We start from the raw sequence: 20,943 nt of genomic DNA on the forward strand, positions 1-20,943 counted from the left end.
AGATGGGGTTCAGAAGATCAACATCTCCTGAGACGAGGCTTGGGACGGATAGCGGCACCATGATAGTTGCGATAATGGGATTGGGAATACTTGCAGGGTTGTTAACCTTTGCTGCCGCTTTGATTGTCGGTCAATCTCTGCTCAGCGCTTTCGCACTTTACGTGGTGGCCGGTACGCTGACATCGCTTTTGTTAGCAGCGGGTATCTATTTCAGAAGCTCTTGAATTTGGTAGGTTGGAAATAAAGCCCAGCGACTGAAAAGTTTGCCACCAATCGGATTCCTGTGTTCTAACCTAAGCCTGGCCCTTTTTCGCTGCGCGCAGCATCTGACCCATCATCTGGCCAAACTTGCCCGAGCCGCGCTGATACAAAGCCCCGTCAACGGCCATGACTGTTCCGCTGATATAGCTCGCCATATCAGAGCTAAGGAATAGGCAGGCATTTGCCACATCCTGGGGTTGACCCCAGCGACCCAGCGGGACGTCCCGACGCAGCTCTTCATGGGCGTTTTCGGTAGGGGCCAGCCGTTTTGCGCCTTCGGTTCCTTCGATAAAACCCGGAACGACCGAATTCACGCGAATCCCTTCGACGCCCCATTCCATTGAAAGGGTTCGGGTGATTTGATCAACGCCCGCCTTGGCGGCGCAAACATGAGCCTGCCCTTCGTAAGGCAGATAGGATTGCGGGGCCGAAATGTTGATAATGCTGGCACCGGGACGTTTGAGATAGGGGTAGGCCCCTTTCATGACGTGGATCGTGCCCATCAGATCGATATCTATGACCGCCTTGAATGCATTGACCGACATTTCAGATGCCAGCGCTGGAAAGTTGCCGGCAGCACCAGAAATCAGGACATCGAAATCTCCAAAAGCGTCGTGGAATTGCTTAAGGCCTTCGGCTACGGCCTCTGGATTGCGAACGTCGAACGCCGCGCCGATGGCGTCGGATGCGCCTGCTGCTTTCAACGCAGCCACGGTATCATCGACCTTTTCCTGCGACCGGCTGGCGACAGCCAGATTAGCACCCGAGGCCGCAAAGGCCTCGGCAATGCCGCGATTGATACCGCTGGTGCCACCAATGACGATGATGGTCTTACCTGAAAAATCCATTTAGGCCTCCGGTGGTACGGGGGCCTTACTCTCCGTAGGGCACCCAGATGTTTTTCACTTCGGTCGCAGCCTGCAGGAAGCGGCGCGAATGGTCCACGCTCCAGTCAAATGCCGTCGCGTTATTGACCCAAGTCCGCTTCAGATTTCCGGCCGAGACGACCTCGATATCTTTAGACAGATCGGTGGACGAGAACGACCAGACCGCATCCACGTTCAGATGCGAGGCCAGCGGCTTTGCCAGCTCTGCGTGGCTGCCGGTCAGGATGTTGACCACACCGGCTGGCACGTCCGAGGTTTCTAGGATCTGGTAAAAATCCGTTGCTGCCAGCGGGTAGGGCTCACTTGCCGCCAGAACCACCCGGTTGCCCATCGCAATCGCTGGCGCCATGGCCGAAACTAGACCCAACAGGGGTGCTTCATCCGCACACAGGGTGCCGATCACGCCAACCGGCTCTTTCATGGCAATGGCGACGCCCCGGATCGGAACACCATGTACTTGACCATCATACTTGTCCGCCCAAGCGGCGGCGGTGAACAGTCGCTGGATCGAGGCCTCAACCTCTTTCGCGCCTTCTTTCTTACCGATCATCGCATCAATACGAGCAGCGAACTCGCCCGCACGTGCCGAGAGGTTTTCACCGATGTAATACAGGATCTGAGCCCGCAGATGGCCGGTGGTCTTGGACCAGCCTTTTGCACCCGCTGCAGCCTCAACCGCGTTGCGCACGTCCTTACGGTTGGCCAGACCCACATGGCCAAGTAGGCCGGATTTGCCCCAGACGGGTTTCGAATAGCCGCCATCGGGCCGCGCCTGCTTACCGCCGACATACATCTTGGCGGTGCGGTCAATAGGATCGACTGGAGCGCCTTCGCCCATTGCCGCCTCAATCTTCGTCAGCGGTTTGGCCTTGGCTTTGGGCTTGGTATAAGCCGTCAGCCCTTCCCAACCGCCTTCACGGCCAAAGCCGCTTTCGCGTACACCGCCGAACCCGGCAGCAGCGTCGAACAGGTTAGTTGCGTTCACCCAGACCACGCCCGCAACCAGCTTGGGCGCGATATCCAGCGCGAGGTTCACGTTCTCGGTCCACACAGTCGCGGCCAGCCCGTAGCGGGTGTTGTTGGCCAACTCGACCGCTTCTTCCGGGGTGCGGAAGGTCGAAGAAACCAGAACCGGGCCAAAGATTTCTTCCTGCATCAGCGGATCGGAGGTTTCGAGTCCTGAAATCAAAGTTGGTGGATAGTAGCAGCCATTCGAGGGCAGCTCACAGGCCGCCTGATGAACATGCCCAACCGTGTTGCTTTCGATCATGCCCTTGATGGTCTGTAACTGCACGGGGTCCACAACCGCACCCACGTCGATGCACTTGTCCAGCGGATCGCCGATGCGCAGCTTGTCCATACGGGCACGCAATTTGTCGTGGAAGCGATCAGCGATACCCTCCTGCACCAGAAGGCGCGAGCCCGCACAGCAGACCTGGCCCTGGTTGAACCAGATCGCGTCGACCAAGCCTTCGATCGCTGAATCAATATCGGCGTCGTCAAAGACGATGTAGGCGGACTTGCCGCCCAGTTCCAACGTCAGTTCCTTGCCAGAGCCAGCGGTCGCTTCACGGATGCGACGGCCCACGACGGTCGAGCCGGTAAAGGCGATTTTGTCGACGTCCGAAGACACGATCATCTCACCAACGGCACCATCACCTGTGACGATGTTGACCACACCTTTCGGCAACCCGGCCTGCATGCAGATGTCGGCAAACAGCAGCGCGGTCAACGAGGTGTACTCGGCCGGCTTCAGAACCACCGTGTTGCCCATTGCGATTGCAGGCGCGATCTTCCACGCCATCATCAGCAGCGGGAAGTTCCACGGGATGATCTGGCCGCAAACACCCAGTGCTTCGGCATCGGGCAATTCGCTTTCCATCAACTGCGCCATGCCCGCGTGATAGTAGAAATGCCGCTGTGCCAGAGGGATGTCGATGTCGCGGGATTCTCGGATCGGCTTACCGTTGTCGAGGCTTTCGAGCACAGCAAACAAACGCGAGTGCTTCTGCAGCAGGCGCGCAATCGCGTAGAGGTAGCGCGCACGACCGGCACCGCCCAGCTTCTCCCATTTCGGTTGCGCTTTACGCGCTGCAGAAACGGCGGCGTCTACGTCAGCCTGTTTGGCTTGTGTCAGCTTGGCCAGCACCTCTCCGGTTGCTGGGTTGCGGCTGTCGAACCCTTTGCCGGGTTTGGTGAACGCGCCATCGATGTAGTGGCCGAACTTGTCGCCCTGATCGACCAGCCAGGCCAGTGCCTCGGCTGCGCTTTCGGGGGCAGGGCCGTAGTCCATGGTCTCGAAAATCTCTTTGACTGTCATTGTTTTTGTCCTCAGCCCATCGAGTGACGGTAACCGGCAGAGTAAGCGCCGGTGACATAGTGTTCCAACTGCCGCTCAATGTCGCCCAGCAGTGATGAGGCGCCAAAGCGGAACAGATCCGGCTCCAGCCAGCGGTCGCCCAGCTCGTCCTTGATCAGCGACAGATAGACCAGCGCATCCTTGGCTTTCGAAATCCCCCCCGCAGGCTTGTAGCCTACGCGATAGCCGGTGCGGTCATAATAGTCGCGAATAGCTCGGATCATCACCAGCGACACAGGCAAGGTGGCGTTGACGCTTTCTTTGCCGGTCGAGGTCTTGATGAAATCGGCGCCCGCCATCATGCACACCAGCGAAGCACGCGCGACGTTGCGCAGGCTGCCCAGCTCGCCGGTCGCCAAAATGGCTTTGACATGTGCATCGCCGCAGGCGACGCGGAAGGCCTTCATCTCATCATACAGGGCCTGCCAGTCGCCAGACAGCACATGACGGCGCGAGATGACGATGTCGATCTCCTCGGCTCCAGCCTTCACGCTTTCTTCGATCTCTGCCACACGCAGATGAAACGGAGAGAGCCCGGCCGGGAAGCCAGTGGATACAGCCGCAACCGGAATAGCAGTGCCTTCCAATGCGTCCACAGCCGTTTCGATCATGTCATGGTAGACGCAGACCGCTCCAGTTGTGATTGGCGGCATATCCAGCGCCTGTAGAACTGAAGACGCGATAGGCTGACGAGCCTTTGCGCACAGGCGACGAACCCGCCCAACCGTGTCATCGCCCGATAGCGTGGTCAGGTCGATCATTGTGATCGCCTTGAGCAGCCATGCGGCCTGGTATTCTTTTTTCACTGACCGCCGACCGGGCAGCGTCGCTGCGCGGCGCTCGATGGCCGAAGTGTTGGCCTGCACGGCCCGCACCCAATCCAGATCCAGATCCATTCCTGGGTTCCGGGGCTCGGTCACTTGCGGCAGATGCGGGGTGCGCACGGTGCTTTCTGAGCTCTGCGTTTCCATTATTCCGTCCTTTTGGAGGTTCGCGTCAAAATCGCATGGGTCGCAGCGAAAGGGAAGGTGTGCCAGCGTCGTAAGGGGCAAATTTTTGACCAAATGGACAAATATAGTCGCTTTCTTGCGAGTAATTCGCATTTGCATTGACTTAGTTGCGAATGGTTCTCATATTTTGACTTAACAGGATAACCGTTCGGAGTCTGAAATGATTCGTCGATCGCTAATTACGGCATTGGCTCTCGTGCTTGTGTGGCCCGTCGCCGCAATCGCTCAAGCGCCGCTGAAAGTCGTCGCCACCACCGGGATGATTGCAGACGCTGCGCGCCAGGTCGGCGGTGAACAGGTCGACGTGAAAGGCTTGATGGGACCCGGTGTCGACCCGCACGCCTATCGCCAGACCCGCACCGATATTGTTGCGATGACCCGCGCTGATCTGGTGCTGTGGCACGGCCTCTATCTAGAGGCTCAGATGGAAGGTTTCTTTGACGATCTGGGCCGCAAGCGGACAGTGGTTGCCGTGGCGGATGGCATCGACACATCGAAACTGCGCGCTCATGACAATTACGCTGACAAATTTGACCCGCATGTCTGGATGAGCCCGGTTCTGTGGCGCGATGTCGTGATCGAAGTGCAGGAAGCTCTGACCGAAGCCCGACCCGAAGCGGCAGATGAGTTCGCAGCCAACGCACAAGTTTTTCTGGCCGAGATCGATCTGCTGGCCGCCTATGGAAAGCAGGTTTTGGCGGCCGTTCCCGAAAACAACCGCGTGTTGGTGACTGCGCATGATGCATTTGGCTATTTCGGTGATGAATATGGCTATGAGGTGCTGGGTATTCAGGGCATCTCGACCCAATCCGAGGCAGGGTTGAACCGGATCGGTGAGTTGGTCGAAACTCTGGTAGAGCGCCAGCTGAACGCCGTGTTTGTGGAGAGTTCCGTTTCAGATCGATCCATGCGTGCCTTGATCGAGGGTGCTTCGGCCGAAGGTCACAAAGTGGGTGTCGGCGGAGAGCTTTATTCCGACGCCATGGGCGAGCCGGGCACTTATGAGGGCACCTATATCGGTATGCTCGATCACAACATTACCGTGATTGCCGGCGCGTTGGGGGCGGATGTGCCCGAACGCGGCATGAACGGAAAACTGTCGGCGGGGTTTTGAGCCATGATTGAACTCGCCACAGTTCAAGGGGTTTCTATCGAAGGGCAGGACATTGATCTCTGTCCTCTCGCCATACGGGGTTTGACCGTCTCGTACGGTCAGAAACCCGCAGTCTTCTCGGTGGATATGACGGTACAGCCCGGCGCGATGACGGCGATCATCGGGCCGAACGGGGCTGGCAAATCAACCTTGCTTAAGGCCGCGTTGGGGATTGTGTCGCCTCTGTCGGGTCAGGTGACCGTTTTTGGTCAACCGCTTGAAGATCAGCGTGCGCGCATCGCCTATGTACCGCAACGCGCCAGCGTGGACTGGGATTTCCCGACGCGCGTGATTGATGTGGTGCTGATGGGCTTGTCGCGTCAATTGGGCCTGCTGGGTCGGGTTCGTGCCCGCCATACCGCCCGTGCCATGGACTGTCTGCACCGTGTCGGTATGCGGGAATTTGCCGACCGTCAGATCGGGCAGCTTTCTGGTGGTCAGCAACAGAGGGTCTTTCTTGCGCGCGCATTGGCACAGGATGCCGACATGTATTTGTTGGACGAACCTTTTGCAGGCGTGGACGCCGCGACTGAAAAGGCGATCATCGCCGTGCTGAAATCGTTGAAAGAGGCTGGCAAGACCGTTGTTGTAGTGCATCACGATCTGGCCACGGTCACCGACTATTTCGATCATGTGTTCCTGATCAACACCCGCAAAGTGGCCGAGGGACCGGTGGAGCAGGCCTTTACCGCTGAAACGCTGCAAGCCGCTTATGGCGGACGTCTTGCAACGGCCCAGATCGATCAGATTTCGCGCGCGCTGGGGTAAGCATGCTTTGGGAGGCTTTGACCTTACAGCTTGGCTATAACGCCACGCTGGTTGCCATTGGTGCGACGTTACTGGGCGTTTCGGCAGGTGTGACGGGCACGTTCTTATTCCTGCGTAAACGCGCGCTGGTTAGCGATGCCATCAGCCACGCGACCCTACCGGGCGTTTGCCTTGCCTTCATGGTGCTGGTGGCTTTCGGTGGTGATGGGCGTAACTTGATCGGACTGCTTGCAGGTTCGGCAATATCCGCATGGGTTGGTTTGCTCTGTATGAACTGGCTGACCAGTCGCACACGTTTGGCAGAAGATGCAGCGATCGGCGCAGTGTTATCGGTGTTCTTCGGTTTTGGTGTCGTACTGCTGACCGTTATTCAAACCATGGGGGTTGGACGCCAGGCAGGATTGGAAGGATTCTTGCTGGGTTCTACTGCGGGGATGCTGTGGGCGGATGCTCTGGTCATCGCGATCGGGGGCGCTGCAACTTTGGTGCTGGTGATGATCATCCGCCGCCCGATGACGATGGTCGCCTTCGATCCTGAATATGCCGCCGCGCGCGGGTTGCCCGTGCATCGGATTGATCTGGCGATGATGGGGCTCGTGATGGCGGTGACCGTGGTCGGGCTAAAGATCGTTGGTCTGATCCTGATTGTTGCTCTGCTGATCATCCCACCTGTGACAGCGCGGTTCTGGACGGAGCGATCCGACCGCGTGGTCGTTCTGGCCGGTTTGGCCGGAGGTCTTGCAGGGTATCTGGGGGCAGGTATTTCGGCCTCGGCTCCGAACCTGCCGACCGGACCGATCATCGTTCTGGTCAGTTTTGGGTTCTTTGCCCTGTCGCTCCTGTTCGCGCCGGTTCGGGGCGTGTTGGCAGCTATTCTCAGCCACCTTCGGTTCCAGCGTCGAGTGCACATTCGGCAGGGACTGCTGGCACTGGCGCAGGGGCAGCAAATCTATGAACCCCTAACCATTCGCCTGTTACGCCGCACCGGCCTTGTGCGCGCCGATGGAGTTGCAACAGAGGAAGGGAGGGCGCGTGCGGCCAAGGCCCTACGAGACGAAAAGCGGTGGGAGATCGTCCGCGCGGATCAGGCGCATGAGGCCACTGCGGCGCTGTACGATGGGCTGCGCGATATCGAGACCGTGCTGACTCGCGATCAGATCGCCGAGATTGATCGTCGTGTCGGCGGCCCGCAGGAGGTCACGCCATGAGCGGAGAAGAGTTCGTACCCCTGTCGCTGACGCCTTTGTTGATTGGGACATTCGCGGCCATCGCATGCGCTCTGCCCGGCAACTTTCTGGTGCTGCGCAAACAGGCGCTGATTGGCGACGCGATCAGCCATGTGGTGTTGCCCGGTATTGTCGTCGCGTTTCTGCTGACAGGCGCAATTTCAACATGGCCGATGATGCTTGGCGCAGCAGGGGCTGCTGTGGTCGCCGTGGTTATGATCGAAGCGATCCGGCGATTGGGTCAGATCGAGCCGGGGGCAGCGATGGGTGTCGTATTCACGACCATGTTCGCCGGTGGTGTCCTACTGCTTGAGCAGACTGACACTTCGACCGTCCATTTGGACGTTGAACATGCGCTTTACGGCAATCTGGAAAGCTTGATCTGGCTGGATGCAACGGACTGGTCGTCGCTGCTGGATTTACAGGCATTGGCAGGGTTGCCACCTGAATTGCCGCGCATTGCGCTGACACTGACGGGGGTCTTGCTGTTCACGTGGTTGTTCTGGCGACCGCTCAAGATATCAACCTTCGATGAAGGCTTTGCGCGCACAATTGGTATCCGCACTGGTGCGTTAGGGATGGCGCTGGTGATCATAGCTGCGATTGCTGCTGTCGCGGCATTTGATGCAGTGGGGTCGATCATCGTGATTGCAATGTTCATCTGCCCGCCAGCTGCGGCACGGATGATGACCAACCGGTTGGAAGTCCAGATCGTCTGGAGTGTCCTGTTCGCAACCCTTTCCGCCGTGTCCGGTTATGTTTTGGCAGGCTATGGCCCATTGTGGTTGGGGGCTGCGGATGCTGTCAGCGCCGCAGGAATGATCGCCACGATATCAGGCCTGATTCTGGCGCTGACCGCTGCTTTTGGCCCATGCCGAACCCGCAGCGGAGCGCCCAGTCAGGCTTGACTTGGCGTATTCACGCCAACGCCCATCACGCAGTTTCGGCTGAACTTCGCCAAGTGGAAACAATCACGAATTCTTAACAAGATTTATTCCATTTTCGGTGATACCAAACTTTCAATTGGAAACCACAAGACCACCACTCACTCTGGTATATCCGGCCAGTTCTGACCTTAGTCGCTACCCCCTTAACGGCGCGGTCAAACTGGCCGGATACCTCGTTTAAAGCCCGCTCTTCACAATTCAAACCAGTGGTCGAATCGCGTGCGCCTATGCTAGGTCTAGCGGTATGGTGTATGCGAACCCCAATATCAGCGACAATCAACCGGTCATCCGGCAGCTTGATGACGCAGCGATCAACCGGATTGCAGCGGGTGAAGTCGTGGAACGGCCTGCTTCTGCCGTCAAGGAACTGGTCGAAAACGCCATCGATGCCGGGGCCACACGCATCGCTATTGAGGTCGCGGATGGCGGCAAGACCCTGATTCGTGTCACCGATGATGGGTGTGGGATCGCAGCGGGGGATTTGCCTCTGGCGCTGTCGCGCCATGCGACATCGAAGATCGACGGGTCAGATCTGTTGAATATCCACACATTTGGATTTCGCGGTGAAGCACTGCCCTCGCTGGGGGCGGTCGGGCGTTTGACCATCACCAGCCGTGTCTCGGGTGCTGATGCGGCCTCGATCCAGGTGTCCGGTGGCAAAATGGATGCAGTGAAGCCAGCAGCCTTGCGCGCTGGGACTGTGGTTGAGTTGCGAGACCTGTTTTACGCCACCCCGGCACGGCTGAAGTTCATGCGCACGGACCGGGCCGAGGCGCAGGCGATTTCAGACATTGTGAAACGTTTGGCGATGGCCGAGCCTTCGGTCGCGTTCACCCTGCGCGATGTCTCGGGTGGGGGAGAGGGCCGCGTGACCTTTCGTGCCGACCGCGAGAATGGCGATCTGTTTGATGCGCTGCATGCCCGATTGGCGCGCGTTCTTGGCCGTGAGTTCGCCGAGAACGCTTTGCAGATCGATGCCACACGCGAAGGGCTCAGGCTTTATGGCTATGCCGCGCTGCCGACCTATTCGCGCGGGGCTGCAGTGGCGCAGTATCTGTTCGTCAATGGGCGACCCGTACGGGACAAGATGCTGACCGGTGCGCTGCGAGCGGCCTATTTCGATTTCCTCAGCCGCGACCGGCATCCGGCGGCGGCGCTGTTCATAGATTGCGATCCAACGCTGGTGGATGTGAATGTACATCCGGCAAAATCCGAGGTTCGGTTCCGCGACCCCGGCCTCGCGCGTGGCTTGATCGTGTCCAGCCTGCGTCACGCGTTGGCCGAGGCCGGGCACCGGGCATCTTCGACCGTGGCCAACGCAACCTTGGGTGCGATGCGGCCCGAGCCCGCACCCGCAACCCCGGCGCGGGTGTATCAAATGGATCGCCCGTCACCCGCGGCGCGTCAGGCGGCCTATCGGGCGCAATCTCCGGGTTTTGCGGAACTGTCTCAGGACTATAGTGGACGCATCGTGGAACCGGTGCCCGAAACTGCACCGGAGGATGAGCCGCAAGACCTGCCCTTGGGGGCGGCGCGCGGGCAGGTGCACGAGAATTACATCATCGCCCAAACGGCAGACGGCATGGTGATCGTGGATCAACACGCCGCACATGAACGGCTGGTGTACGAAAAGCTCAAGGCTCAGATGGCCGAAAATGGCGTTGCCGCACAAGCGTTGTTGATCCCCGAAATCGTCGAACTGACAGACGGTGACTGCGCACGTCTGATGGCCGTTGCAGAGGACCTGTCGCGCTTTGGATTGACCATCGAATCCTTTGGTGGCGGAGCAATCGCCGTGCGCGAAACTCCGGCCATTCTTGGCGAGGTCGATGCCCGCGCGATGATCCTCGATATCCTTGATGAGCTCTCCGATCAGGGCGAAAGCCAGATGGTGCAAGCGCGGATCGAGGCGATCCTGAGCCGCGTGGCCTGCCATGGCTCGGTTCGGTCTGGCCGTCGGATGCGGGCCGAAGAGATGAATGCCCTGCTGCGTGAGATGGAGGCGACGCCCCATTCCGGGCAGTGCAACCACGGGCGGCCAACTTATGTGGAACTGAAGCTGAGCGATATCGAACGCCTGTTCGGCCGCAGTTGATCCGCTGGCCCGCTCGGGCTATGAAGAATAAAACAAGAACATCTGAGGCGATATGATCGAGATTGCTGGCACCCAATATGCATTGAATGACCCTATCATCCTGATTGCAGGCGGGGTGGTGGTGTTGATTCTGCTGCTTCTGTTTCTGTCACTTCGAGCGTCACAGCGTTCAGCTCGGATGGCGGAGCCGCTGGCCCGGCAGATGGCGCACCTTGGGCAGCATGTGCAGCAACTGGGCCAGGGGCAGGAACAACTGCGGGGTGGCCTACAGCATGTCTCGGACACGCAAGCCAACGCGCAGGTGCAGGTGATCCAGACCGTTGAATCCCGCCTGTCATCGGTGCAACAGCAGATGAATGACCGGCTGGCCGATAACGCGATGAAATCGGCGCGCGCTCTGGCTGAGATGCAGGAGCGGATGAAGGAATCGCTGCATGGTTCGTCGAAACAGACGGCGACCTCGCTGACGCAATTGCAGGAACGTCTGGCAGCCATCGACAAGGCGCAGGACAATATCACCAAGCTTTCAGGCGACGTGCTGTCGCTGCAAGATATCCTGTCGAACAAGCAGACGCGCGGGGCATTCGGGGAAATCCAGCTGAACGATATCGTTTCAAAGGCGCTGCCATCAGATAGTTTTCAGCTGCAGGCCACGTTATCGAACGGACGGCGCGCTGATTGCCTGATCAACCTGCCGAACCCTCCCGGACCGATCGTGATCGACAGTAAGTTCCCGCTGGAAGCCTATGAGGCGCTGATCGGATCGACCAACGACATGGAGCTGAAAGCAGCGGTACAGATGTTCCGCAGTACCGTGCGCAAGCACATCAACGATATTGCCGAGAAGTACATTCTGGACGGTGAAACTGCAGATGGTGCGCTGATGTTTCTACCCTCTGAGGCAGTCTATGCCGAGCTGCACGCCAAGTTCCCTGAATTGGTGCAAGAGAGTTTCTCGAAACGCGTTTGGATCGTTTCACCCACAACTTGCATGGCGACGCTGAACACCATGCGGGCGATCCTTAAAGATGCGCGTATGCGCGAACAGGCCGGTGCGATCCGCAAGGAATTGGGGCTGCTGCATAAGGATGTGGAACGTTTAGGCGACCGGGTGTCGAACCTCGACCGTCATTTCGGGCAGGCTGCAAAGGATATCTCGGAAATCAAGATCAGCGCGGAAAAGGCGGGTCGCCGGGCGCAACGGTTGGACAATTTCGATTTCGAAGAGCTTGCGCCGGATGACCAAACAAACGTCGTGCCGCTGGGCAAAACCGAAGGGTAAGCGTTATTGGATCGACAGGTCCAAATTGTAACCAACCGTCTTGCCTGTGTCGCGATCGTTACCCATCAGATAAACACGTATGGTGTAGTCGCCATCATCGGGAAGCTCGATCCGGGCGGTATTTCCATCGATTGAGCCGTTGTAAACTGCGACGCCGTCGCTATCCGGCGGCAAGATGTTGAAATAGATCACGCCGTTGCCATTGGTGTCACTGACCTTAAGGTCGGCGAACATCTCCTGTCCCGCTTTGGCGCCCAGTTTATAGTCGAAATATTCGTCGCCGGTGACAGTGCCGTTCACCATCGTGCCGAAATTGCCCGGTTGGAATTTAACGTCTGCGGACATCTGTGCAGAAACGCTGGCTCCAAAAGTCAGCAAAAGCGCTGTGACTGCCATCCTTAAGAACATTTAAAACCCCGATTTAGTTAGCGTCGATAAACAACCCTACCACGACGGATCAGATTCGAAGGAATGGCTGGAACAGGCGCGGCATCAGCTTGCTGAACTTCAGTGGAGCATCAGTGACGGCCAGGCAAATGCAGTCTTCAGAGATATCTGCCGTAGGGGTATGATGGATAGACTGGTCAGCGATTTCGACATCGCCGCGGTCGAAGCGGTCGATCTCGTCAGAGAATGCACCCTGCAGGACCATCGTCAGTTCTATGCCATTATGGCTGTGATCCGGCACTGCTGCCCCGGCGGGGATAAACAACAACCGGGCGGTGGCTTCGCTGGTCGTGGGCAGGATTGCCTGTTTGACACCCATGCCGACGGGCTTCCATTTGATCGCGTTCACGTCGCCACCGACATAGTCCTGCAGCGGTGTCGGAAGAACTGCACAAGACGGGTGCGCGGGTTTCACCTTTGGTGCGCCCTGAGCAATCAATGCCATTGTTGCCGCCAGTGAACCGTCACTCATGCTTGCTGACGCATCTTGTTCCTGCAAAACGCATCCGCCAACTGCGTCAAAGCTTTCAGCGCGGGCGCGGCAGTGGTCGCACAGAGACAGATGCGTTGCGACCATCAGGTCGAACGCTTCGGGCAGATTGCCTGCGGCATAGGCCATCAGCAGGTCGTCTGTCAGGTGATGTTTAATCTCGTTTTTCATGCTCGTCATCTCAGTTCATCGCGTGGCGCAAGCGGTCCAGCGCCAGCCGTATCCGTGATTTGATCGTTCCCAAGGGCAACCCGGTCTGAGATGCGATTTCTCGATGGCTCAGATCTCCGAAGTAGGCCTTCTCGATCAGCTGTCTTTGCGCCTCAGGTAATGCCGCCATGGCATCACGCAGCTGCGCGGTTTCCTGTTGCAGCGCTAGAACGTCTTCCTGTTCCGGCTCCGCCTCCGGCCCCCACCCGAGGTCTTCGGGTTCGGGGCGGCGTTGCTTGCGCAATACGTCAATGCGCTTGTTCCTTGCGATCGTGAACACCCAGGTCGCAACCGTTGCCCTTGTCGGGTCAAACAGATGCGCTTTGTGCCACAAGGTCGCCATGACTTCCTGCGCGCATTCTTCAGCCAGGGCGGCATCCGAACCGGACTTGATCAGGAACGCCTTGATACGAGGCGCGAAATGCTGAAACAGTTCGGCGAAGGCCGCCTGATCCTGAGCGTCTCGGATTCGACGGACGTGTTCCACCCAATCCTTTCTGGCGCCGCAAGTATTATTCTGTCCGTTCACCGAGTTGCCCTTAAAACGCTTAGGTCCGCGCCAAACAATTCTTCCAGCAGCTTCTGCCGCCGGTTCGTCCAATGTCGCGGTGTCAGTCTCGGTAAACATAACCACAATACGTGGGGACACCCAAGGTGGATCAGTCGGTTGGATAAATTTCATCCAAAACCGGCTGAATATCGTATTGTGAGATACCAGATATGCGGAAATGCATGTCAATTGAATGATTTGCGGGCAGGACGGGAAATCTGTTTTATGAACAGAATTGACTATATCGCGGGCCATACCTTTCACGGGCGCAAAGGTGCGGTCGAGAATGCGTTTCGCTATTCCGTCGATTACATCTTGCTAGACCCCGAGGCCCACCCCAAGACCCCATCCCTGTTTTCGATCAATGGCGCGAACCTGACAAGCTGGCAAGATTGCGATCATGGGGGTGAACCTGGTCAGGGTCGCGGGGCGATCTGGCTGCGTGAATGCTTTGAGGCGCAAGATATTCCACAACCGGACAGGATGACCTTGCTGACACAACCCCGTGTGTTGGGGCATGTGTTCAATCCGGTCAGTTTCTGGTTCTGTTTTGATAAAGATAACCAGCTTTATGCTGTGGTGGCCGAGGTGACCAACACTTATGGCACACGCCATAGCTACTTGTGCCACAAACCCGATCTTTCATCGATTGCACCTACCGATCGGATACTTGCGGACAAGCTGATGCATGTCTCTCCGTTTCAGAAGATCGAGGGCACCTATACCTTCCGCTTTGACTATCAGGACGAACGTGTTGGTGTCTGGATCGATTATGGGCGTGCCCGAGGCGGTTTGATTGCCACGCTGACCGGTCCGCGCCAGCCGTACAGCAACCGGATCATTTTTCAGTCTCTCTGGCGGCGTCCGTTCGGCGCGCGTCGGGCGGTGTTTCTGATCCACTGGCAGGCGGTGAAGCTGTGGATCAAACGGGCGCGGTTCAGCCCGTTTCGTACCGCGCCGGTTCCCGATCAGCCTGTATCCCGGTCGCGGCACTAAAGCCCTCCGCTTTGCGCAAGATCAAAGACGGTCACCTGCGGGATCGTGCAGAAATGCCTGGACCGCGAACACGAGGAGTTGAGACAGATGTTGGAAATCTCGGCAAGAAAGATCGCCCAGGTCGCCATGATGGGGCGTGAACTGGACCGGGCCGAGGGCGAATTGCGCGCATTCATCGACCGTATGGGTGAGGATGAGCAAGCAGAGCTGGTAGCCGTCATGTGGATCGGTCGAGAAAGCTTTTTTGCCGAGGATTTGGCCGAAGCGATTGCGACGGCTAAGTCCGAAGCCTCGACGCCTTGCGCGGATTATCTGATCGGAACACCGCATTTGTCGGACCATCTGGAAAACGGTTTGGATGCGCTGGGAATTTCAGCCGAGGACGTTGAAAACGATCTGATGTAGTCGGTGATCTGGCGACGGGTCAGCTTATCCTAGCGTATGAAGCAAAATTAATGCGGCCTTCCGTCGGGGTTAATGTCGAGTTCTTTGATCAGGTTCATCAAACACAGCGATGAATCTAGGAGGAACCGTCATGGCACATGTCAATGCAACCGGAGCAGATCATCGGGATCTGCTTTTTGGCCAACTTGTGAACCAAACAGTGCCAAAGTCAGGATGGCAGCGCCGCAAGGTCTACAAGAACACGATCCGGGCGCTTGAAGAACTCAGCGATCGTCAGCTTTTTGATATCGGCATTCCGCGTGGTGAGATCAGGCGGCGCGTATATCGGAACGTCTATCAGAACATACCCTATCTGAACGGCGTTTAAGCCTTTCCGGCGCTGAACGGAAATCGGTCCATTTTAAATTTTGCTGAGGTAACAAGTATGCTGGATGCCAACCCAATCCCGAAACAACCCCCTTCAAAAAGCGCATTGATGCTGTTTGACCGGGCGATGAGAATACACGCGATCAGGGCGGATATCGTTTGTGCCGCCCAGGAACTGAACCGGCTTTCTGATTCCGATCTGTCAGAACTGGGCATCAATCGCTGTGATGTTGAAGCGGTGATTGCGCAATACATCTGACGATAGCGGGTTAAGCCGCATTAAGAACGCAGCCGCTCCGAAGGTACCGGAGCGGCTGTTTGTGATTTAGGCCGTGTGGTCCACGATCTGCAGGTGCTGTGCCAGCGTGTCGATCTCGCGCATCCAGTCCTGCACCAGCTTCGGGTCGCTGGGTGCAGCGTGAACTCCTGCGGGAATAGCGCGGTTCAGCACGGCCTCGACGGCCAGTGAAACCGGGATCGAAACCAGCCGCGCCATCGCCGTCCCGCGCGCGTCGCCCCAGGCATCCATGACATAGGTTTTGTGCCAAACTTCAACGCCGTCCTTTTCCGCCTTCAGGCCCACACATAAAACCACGCGGTCAGGCTCGCCCTCGTCATAGGCGTTCTCGGCCCAGAACTGATCCGACATCTCTTTCAAGCGCGCATCGCCTTCGGGGCCGGACAGCGTTTCGATTTCGGTGAACACATCCGACCACGCCTCAGCCCAGCCGTTCAGGCGCAGGGTGCCACGGACAAATTGCTTGACCGGCCAGTGATCCTCGAACTGGTACTCGGCCTTGAAGGGGATCGAGTCGCGGTTCGGGTAGACTTCGAAGCTTTCCGGAGTGGGCAGCGGTGCGATGTAGCTGGTGATCGCGTCCCAAGGTCGGGCGACATCCAGCGGCGCGTAGTCCCGGATTGACTTGGAAGGAGAGCGCAGCGCTTTGAGCACACCCAGAGGTGACCAGCTGAATTTGTAGCGGAACGGGTTGGGATTCTTGGGAACGCCTCCGCAATAAGAGATAAAGCTCAGGTGGTTTTGGGGATCAAACGCGTCCGAGGCGCGGTAATCGGCAACCAGCGCATGCGCCATCAGATGGTCGATGCCCGGGTCCAACCCAACTTCGTTAACCAGTGCAACCCCGGCCTCGCGGGCCTTGCCGTCCAGCGCGCGCATCTCAGGTGCGATATATGAGGAAGAGACAAAGTTGGCTTCTTTCGAGATTGCCAATTCTGCCAAAGGTACATGCCAGTCACCAGGCAGCATCGATACGATGGCATCACCTTTTTCCAGCACCGCACCCAATGCGTCGATGTCGAAGGCGCGGATGTCGTCGGTGAGGTCACCGACCTCTGTCTTGGCCTTCTCAATGGTCCGGTTCCAGACAGTGACTTTGTGCCCGCCTTCAATAAGACGGCGCAGGCCGGGGATGGCCGACAGGCCGGTGCCGCACCAGTGAATCGTCATCGCTCAGATCCCTTCAATATGAGTTTTGTAAGTTGCTTCTGCCCGGCCCCAGACGCCGCTATCCAGATCGGTGAGGGTCAACAACGACGGAAGTAATTGCGCCGCGTAGTCCTCGGAACTTTCGACAGGCAGCATCGACGGCAGGTTGTCGATCGCCATAACATCCATCACCGGATCGGTGGCCACGCGCAAGGCGGGGGCATCCCATGTGGTCGCGCGGTCATAGACCGGCACTGGGTTGTAATCGCTATCCGGGTCGCAGGCCACATCGCCGATAGCTGTAAGGTTCCGCGAGGTGGTCAGCGCTGACCGTGGGACAAAGACCGGTGTGCCGGGACGAGCGAAGATACAGTTCAAGAACAGGTCGTGATCGAGGATTTCTGGGAATGGTCCGCCGCGGGCGGTTTCGGCCATGTCCCACTTGGTAACGCTGACGCCCATTGCCTCGCAGAGATCAGCCGCGCCTGTGCCAACACGGCCCAACGCACCGATGACGATGGCGCGGGGACGGTCGGCGCCGGTGGAGTCCAGCTCGGCCAGCAATTCGGCGTTCAACGTGTCTTTGTTCTTATAAACACCAACCGGCGGGCATTCTTCATTTCGTTGCTGGGCCGCCCATGTCTTGAGCGTCACGGCAGCCCCCGCGTACCCAGCCCAATAGCCGAAAGCGGCAACCCGGCGGCCGTTTTCCTCGACCAGATACTCCAGATCATAAAGTGTGCCGCCGCCAGCCTTGAACCGCTGCAAAAGCGCGCGTCCTGCATGTTGTCCCTTATAGGCATGGCCGAACATGATATGGCGGTGGGGCAGGGGCGTGCCGTCCTCGGGCAGCTCCTTGAGGCCAAAGATGATCGCGTCCAGCGGGGCATTGGGCCAGGAATTCTCAGCCGCGATTTCACAGCCCGCGTCCTTGTAGCCATCAATTGCGATGGCGCGGACGGAACTTTCCTCGACCGTCACGCGGATGCCTGCCGCGATCAACGCGGCAGTGCCTTCGGGGGTCAGCCCGACCCGTTCCTCGTTCGGGCGCTGTTCTGCCCGGACCCAGAGATGTGTCATTCCAATTCCTTTTGTCAGAGCATACCGGCAGCGCGTACCGCCTGTACCGAGGGACGCGCCTCCATCGCTTCGCGGAAGGCGATGATCTTTGGAAAGGCCGAGACGTCAACACCGTCGCCCTCCAGCCAGCTGCAAACCACGTACAGGTACGCGTCGGCCAGCGAGAACGCCTCGCCCAAAACAAACGGCCCACGCAACCCGTTCGACGAGATATATGCGCAGGACTCAGTCATGTTTTGCGCGACTTTGTCCTTCATGTCTTTCCAGCTGGATTTCTTGTCTGCCCAACGGGGCCCGCGCATCTTGTGGGCATGGTTCACATGCATGGTCGAGGCGAGATAAAACATCACCTCTCGCATCCGCGCCGCCATAACCGAATCTGATGGCACCAATCCCGCCTCGGGCGCTTTAGCGGCAATGTATTCCAACAACGCTCCGGTTTCGGTCAGAATGCCGCCATCCACAACCAGTGCCGGGACCCGACCTTTTGGATTGATCTGCTTATAGGCGGGTTTGGTTTGCTCACCTCCGGCAAAGTCCAGTTGGATGGCCTCATACTCAAGCCCGGCCTCTTCCAGCGCAATTGCCACGGCGACCGAGATTGTGCGGGGGGCATAATAAAGTTGCATTGTAGCCTCCTTACAGATGGGTCTGCGCGTATTGTCGGTCTGGCGCTTCCAGATGAGGCACCGCGTTGAACAGAACCGGGCTTAGTTGCGCACCAATCGGATGCAGACGATGCATCGACGTATTCATGATGGCAAGCGCGACCCGTGCCATCGATGGAATATCCAAGCCCATCGCCTGCCGCACAACCATCGAAATCAGCCCGCCCGACGTTACGATGATCGCAGGGCCACCTTCGGTGCCAATATCATGCAGAGCGCCAGAGACGCGCGCTTCAAACTCTTCGAAACTTTCCGGGGTGTCCTCGATCTCGCCCCGGGACCATGCGGCGAAGGTGCGGGGCAGATGTTCGACAAAACCTTCGCGGTCGGTTGGAACTTTGACCCCATGCTGCTGCTCGAACAACTGGGCGAGTGTGAAATACTCTATTTCATTTAGGCGCGCGTCTTGGATTGGCTCGGGTAGCCCCATGCTGGTTGCGGTCTCCACATGCCTGTTCAACGTACCACAGTAAACGCGGGGATAGTGCGTGCGCGTGTCGCGCAGATGCGCGCCCAGCCAGCGTGCTTGCTGATGGCCCAAATCGCTGAGCTTGTCATAGCTCTGCTCGTCCCGCGCGGTTGTATTGGCCTGCCCGTGGCGCACCAGTGTTATATGTGACATGACGATCCCTCTTGGCCTGACGTCTTAGGGCAGGTTCGGGGCCGGGACCAGAGGGGTTTCGCCAGTGTCCGAAAAAACTCCTATGTCTGGCTTGGTTTACCGATATGGTTACGCGAACAGGAGGACCCATGGCTGTCGATCACACACGGTTTCTGACCGATCTACACACGCTGCGTTCATTCGGGGCTTCGGGCGTCGGCAAGGGCGTCGTCCGCCCTGCCTATTCCAAAGCTGATATCGCCGCGCGGCAGTGGCTCGCCGGGTGCATGACCGAGGCTGGCCTGACTCCGCATGTCGACCCGGTTGGAAACCTGTTCGGGTTGGCTGATGGACCCTCGCTGCTGATGGGCTCGCATTCCGACAGCCAGCCCGAGGGCGGTTGGCTGGACGGAGCCCTGGGCGTCATTGCGGCACTGGAAATCGCGCGTTCCAGTGATCGACCCATCTCGGTCGTCAGTTTTCAGGACGAAGAGGGGCGGTTCGGCGTCACCACCGGATCGGCGGTCTGGTCAGGTGGATTATCTTTGGAACAGGCGGACTTGCTGATTGATGGCTCAGGCGTCACCTTTGGCAGCGCGCGGGCTGAAATGGCAAAGAAGTCGCAAGGCTTTGTTGATCCTGTCCGGTTCAGCGGCTTCATCGAAATGCACATCGAACAGGGCCCGGCACTGGATGCAGCCGGTGAACAGATCGGCGTTGTTACCGATATCGTCGGCATCCGCGATATGGTCATCACCTTCCAAGGCCAGCAAAACCATGCTGGAACCACGCCAATGCATTTGCGACGTGACGCGTTTCATGCCCTGTCGCTGTTCAACACGCGCCTCAATGACCGGTTCCGTAATGTGGTCACGCCGCAAACCGTCTGGACCATCGGGCGTGTTGATGTTCACCCCAATGCGTCCTCTATCGTGCCGGGACGGGTGCGGTTTTCGATGCAATGGCGCGACGGCGATCCTGAGCGTCTGGTGCGTATGGAAGACATCATTCGCGCGACCGCACAGCAGATTGCCGAAGAGCAGGGCGTAACACTAACCTACGGCCCGATGCTGGGGTTAGAGCCCGTCAGCATGGACCCGGTTTTGCGCGGTGCGCTGGAAAGCGGCGCGCAGGCCATTGCGCCTGGGCGTTGGCGCAATATGCCATCCGGAGCGCTCCACGATGCCACCAATGTCTCGCGCCTGATGCCGGTTGCGATGCTCTTTGTCCCGTCGATTGACGGAATCAGCCACGATTTTGCCGAAGACACAGCCGAAGAGGATTTGGTTGCAGGTCTCAGGGTGCTTGATCGCGCAGTCCATTCCCTTGAGGAATGAAGGTAAGTTGAAGACCATTTCACGATTTTCCACGCTAAACCAAGTTACTATCGGGGATGTCTACCAGCTATGGGTGGGTGCTCGGCACAGTTTTACTGACTCCGAACAAGGAGTGTTGCCTAACGGAAAAAAGTTTCCTATAGGAACATTATTGATGCATGCACCCGTATACTGTTCTGCCGTGATCGAGGCGATCTGCTGAAATCCTGGGCTGAATCGTTGCAATCTGTGCAGCTTGGGTCAGACTGACAGGAACGTTTCTGGGTAACTGATACAAAGCAGGTGGCCACCATGACTTCATCCTTAAAACGCACGCCTCTTCACGCTTTGCATGTTGAGTTGGGAGGTAAGTTGGTTG

At 58.1% G+C, this 20,943-nt stretch carries 21 protein-coding genes; 11 read left to right on the forward strand and 10 right to left on the reverse strand.

The features are described from left to right. Positions 1-293 precede the first annotated feature (293 nt). From AC2TEM_RS20560 to deoC, 3 genes are read right to left on the reverse strand one after another with little or no spacing between them, the layout of a single operon-like run. The gene (locus AC2TEM_RS20560; RefSeq protein WP_170426183.1) at positions 294-1,109 is read right to left on the reverse strand and encodes an SDR family oxidoreductase; all 816 of its coding nucleotides are present in this window, start codon (positions 1,107-1,109) and stop codon (positions 294-296) included. A gap of 25 nt (positions 1,110-1,134) precedes the next feature. Then, on the reverse strand, positions 1,135-3,468 hold the full coding sequence (locus AC2TEM_RS20565; protein ID WP_170426185.1) for an aldehyde dehydrogenase family protein: 2,334 nt from the start codon (positions 3,466-3,468) through the stop codon (positions 1,135-1,137). A gap of 11 nt (positions 3,469-3,479) precedes the next feature. After that, positions 3,480-4,478: a deoxyribose-phosphate aldolase gene (gene deoC / locus AC2TEM_RS20570; protein ID WP_170426188.1), complete on the reverse strand. Its 999-nt coding sequence runs from the start codon at positions 4,476-4,478 to the stop codon at positions 3,480-3,482. A gap of 199 nt (positions 4,479-4,677) precedes the next feature. On the opposite strand from deoC, the gene AC2TEM_RS20575 reads away from it, so the two are divergent. The 6 genes from AC2TEM_RS20575 to AC2TEM_RS20600 all read left to right on the forward strand — a co-directional run bounded on the left by AC2TEM_RS20575 (position 4,678) and on the right by AC2TEM_RS20600 (position 11,988). Further along, positions 4,678-5,631 (forward strand): metal ABC transporter solute-binding protein, Zn/Mn family, encoded by a 954-nt coding sequence (locus AC2TEM_RS20575; RefSeq protein ID WP_480856384.1) that lies wholly within the window; start codon positions 4,678-4,680, stop codon positions 5,629-5,631. Positions 5,632-5,634: 3 nt separating this feature from the next. Beyond that, entirely contained in the window at positions 5,635-6,438 is an 804-nt protein-coding gene (locus AC2TEM_RS20580; protein WP_170426192.1) for a metal ABC transporter ATP-binding protein, read from the forward strand. 2 nt (positions 6,439-6,440) lie between these two features. Continuing rightward, positions 6,441-7,646 (forward strand): metal ABC transporter permease, encoded by a 1,206-nt coding sequence (locus AC2TEM_RS20585; protein WP_480856385.1) that lies wholly within the window; start codon positions 6,441-6,443, stop codon positions 7,644-7,646. Next, the gene (locus AC2TEM_RS20590) at positions 7,643-8,572 is read left to right on the forward strand and encodes a metal ABC transporter permease (RefSeq protein ID WP_170426196.1); all 930 of its coding nucleotides are present in this window, start codon (positions 7,643-7,645) and stop codon (positions 8,570-8,572) included. The genes AC2TEM_RS20585 and AC2TEM_RS20590 overlap by 4 nt, the downstream gene beginning before the upstream one ends. 283 nt (positions 8,573-8,855) lie before the next feature. Then, positions 8,856-10,706 (forward strand): DNA mismatch repair endonuclease MutL, encoded by a 1,851-nt coding sequence (mutL, locus tag AC2TEM_RS20595; protein ID WP_170426198.1) that lies wholly within the window; start codon positions 8,856-8,858, stop codon positions 10,704-10,706. Positions 10,707-10,758: 52 nt separating this feature from the next. Continuing rightward, on the forward strand, positions 10,759-11,988 hold the full coding sequence (locus tag AC2TEM_RS20600) for a DNA recombination protein RmuC (RefSeq protein WP_170426200.1): 1,230 nt from the start codon (positions 10,759-10,761) through the stop codon (positions 11,986-11,988). Positions 11,989-11,991: 3 nt separating this feature from the next. On the opposite strand, the gene AC2TEM_RS20605 is transcribed toward AC2TEM_RS20600, so the two are convergent. The 3 genes from AC2TEM_RS20605 to AC2TEM_RS20615 all read right to left on the reverse strand — a co-directional run bounded on the left by AC2TEM_RS20605 (position 11,992) and on the right by AC2TEM_RS20615 (position 13,763). Further along, positions 11,992-12,333, reverse strand: coding sequence for a hypothetical protein (locus AC2TEM_RS20605; RefSeq protein ID WP_480856386.1), 342 nt, complete (start codon positions 12,331-12,333; stop codon positions 11,992-11,994). Between the two features lie 112 nt (positions 12,334-12,445). Then, positions 12,446-13,096 (reverse strand): ChrR family anti-sigma-E factor, encoded by a 651-nt coding sequence (locus AC2TEM_RS20610; RefSeq protein WP_170426202.1) that lies wholly within the window; start codon positions 13,094-13,096, stop codon positions 12,446-12,448. Positions 13,097-13,106: 10 nt separating this feature from the next. Continuing rightward, complete coding sequence (locus tag AC2TEM_RS20615; RefSeq protein ID WP_170408600.1) at positions 13,107-13,763, reverse strand: sigma-70 family RNA polymerase sigma factor; 657 nt, start codon at positions 13,761-13,763, stop codon at positions 13,107-13,109. Between the two features lie 147 nt (positions 13,764-13,910). On the opposite strand from AC2TEM_RS20615, the gene AC2TEM_RS20620 reads away from it, so the two are divergent. The 4 genes from AC2TEM_RS20620 (at position 13,911) to AC2TEM_RS20635 (ending at position 15,711) form a co-directional block, all read left to right on the forward strand. Then, positions 13,911-14,681, forward strand: a complete 771-nt coding sequence (locus tag AC2TEM_RS20620) for a DUF1365 domain-containing protein (protein ID WP_170426204.1) — start codon at positions 13,911-13,913, stop codon at positions 14,679-14,681. A gap of 87 nt (positions 14,682-14,768) precedes the next feature. Beyond that, complete coding sequence (locus AC2TEM_RS20625; protein WP_170408475.1) at positions 14,769-15,086, forward strand: DUF3775 domain-containing protein; 318 nt, start codon at positions 14,769-14,771, stop codon at positions 15,084-15,086. 130 nt (positions 15,087-15,216) lie between these two features. Beyond that, positions 15,217-15,453 carry a DUF1127 domain-containing protein gene (locus AC2TEM_RS20630; RefSeq protein ID WP_170394595.1) on the forward strand — a complete coding sequence of 79 codons (237 nt, stop codon included), beginning with the start codon at positions 15,217-15,219 and terminating at the stop codon, positions 15,451-15,453. Positions 15,454-15,510: 57 nt separating this feature from the next. Further along, positions 15,511-15,711: a DUF1127 domain-containing protein gene (locus AC2TEM_RS20635; RefSeq protein WP_480563455.1), complete on the forward strand. Its 201-nt coding sequence runs from the start codon at positions 15,511-15,513 to the stop codon at positions 15,709-15,711. Positions 15,712-15,777: 66 nt separating this feature from the next. Here AC2TEM_RS20635 and AC2TEM_RS20640 read toward each other — a convergent pair whose 3' ends face one another. From AC2TEM_RS20640 to AC2TEM_RS20655, 4 genes are read right to left on the reverse strand one after another with little or no spacing between them, the layout of a single operon-like run. Then, positions 15,778-16,920: a saccharopine dehydrogenase C-terminal domain-containing protein gene (locus AC2TEM_RS20640; protein ID WP_170426206.1), complete on the reverse strand. Its 1,143-nt coding sequence runs from the start codon at positions 16,918-16,920 to the stop codon at positions 15,778-15,780. Positions 16,921-16,923: 3 nt separating this feature from the next. Beyond that, on the reverse strand, positions 16,924-17,979 hold the full coding sequence (locus AC2TEM_RS20645; RefSeq protein ID WP_170408473.1) for a saccharopine dehydrogenase: 1,056 nt from the start codon (positions 17,977-17,979) through the stop codon (positions 16,924-16,926). A gap of 14 nt (positions 17,980-17,993) precedes the next feature. Continuing rightward, positions 17,994-18,608, reverse strand: a complete 615-nt coding sequence (locus AC2TEM_RS20650; protein WP_170426208.1) for a glutathione S-transferase family protein — start codon at positions 18,606-18,608, stop codon at positions 17,994-17,996. Between the two features lie 10 nt (positions 18,609-18,618). Continuing rightward, positions 18,619-19,269, reverse strand: coding sequence for a histidine phosphatase family protein (locus AC2TEM_RS20655; protein WP_170426210.1), 651 nt, complete (start codon positions 19,267-19,269; stop codon positions 18,619-18,621). Between the two features lie 128 nt (positions 19,270-19,397). Here AC2TEM_RS20655 and AC2TEM_RS20660 point away from each other — a divergent pair, with 128 nt between their 5' ends. Next, positions 19,398-20,585: a Zn-dependent hydrolase gene (locus AC2TEM_RS20660; protein ID WP_170426212.1), complete on the forward strand. Its 1,188-nt coding sequence runs from the start codon at positions 19,398-19,400 to the stop codon at positions 20,583-20,585. Positions 20,586-20,943: the final 358 nt, after the last annotated feature.

This window comes from Ruegeria sp. HKCCD3925, assembly GCF_057221175.1.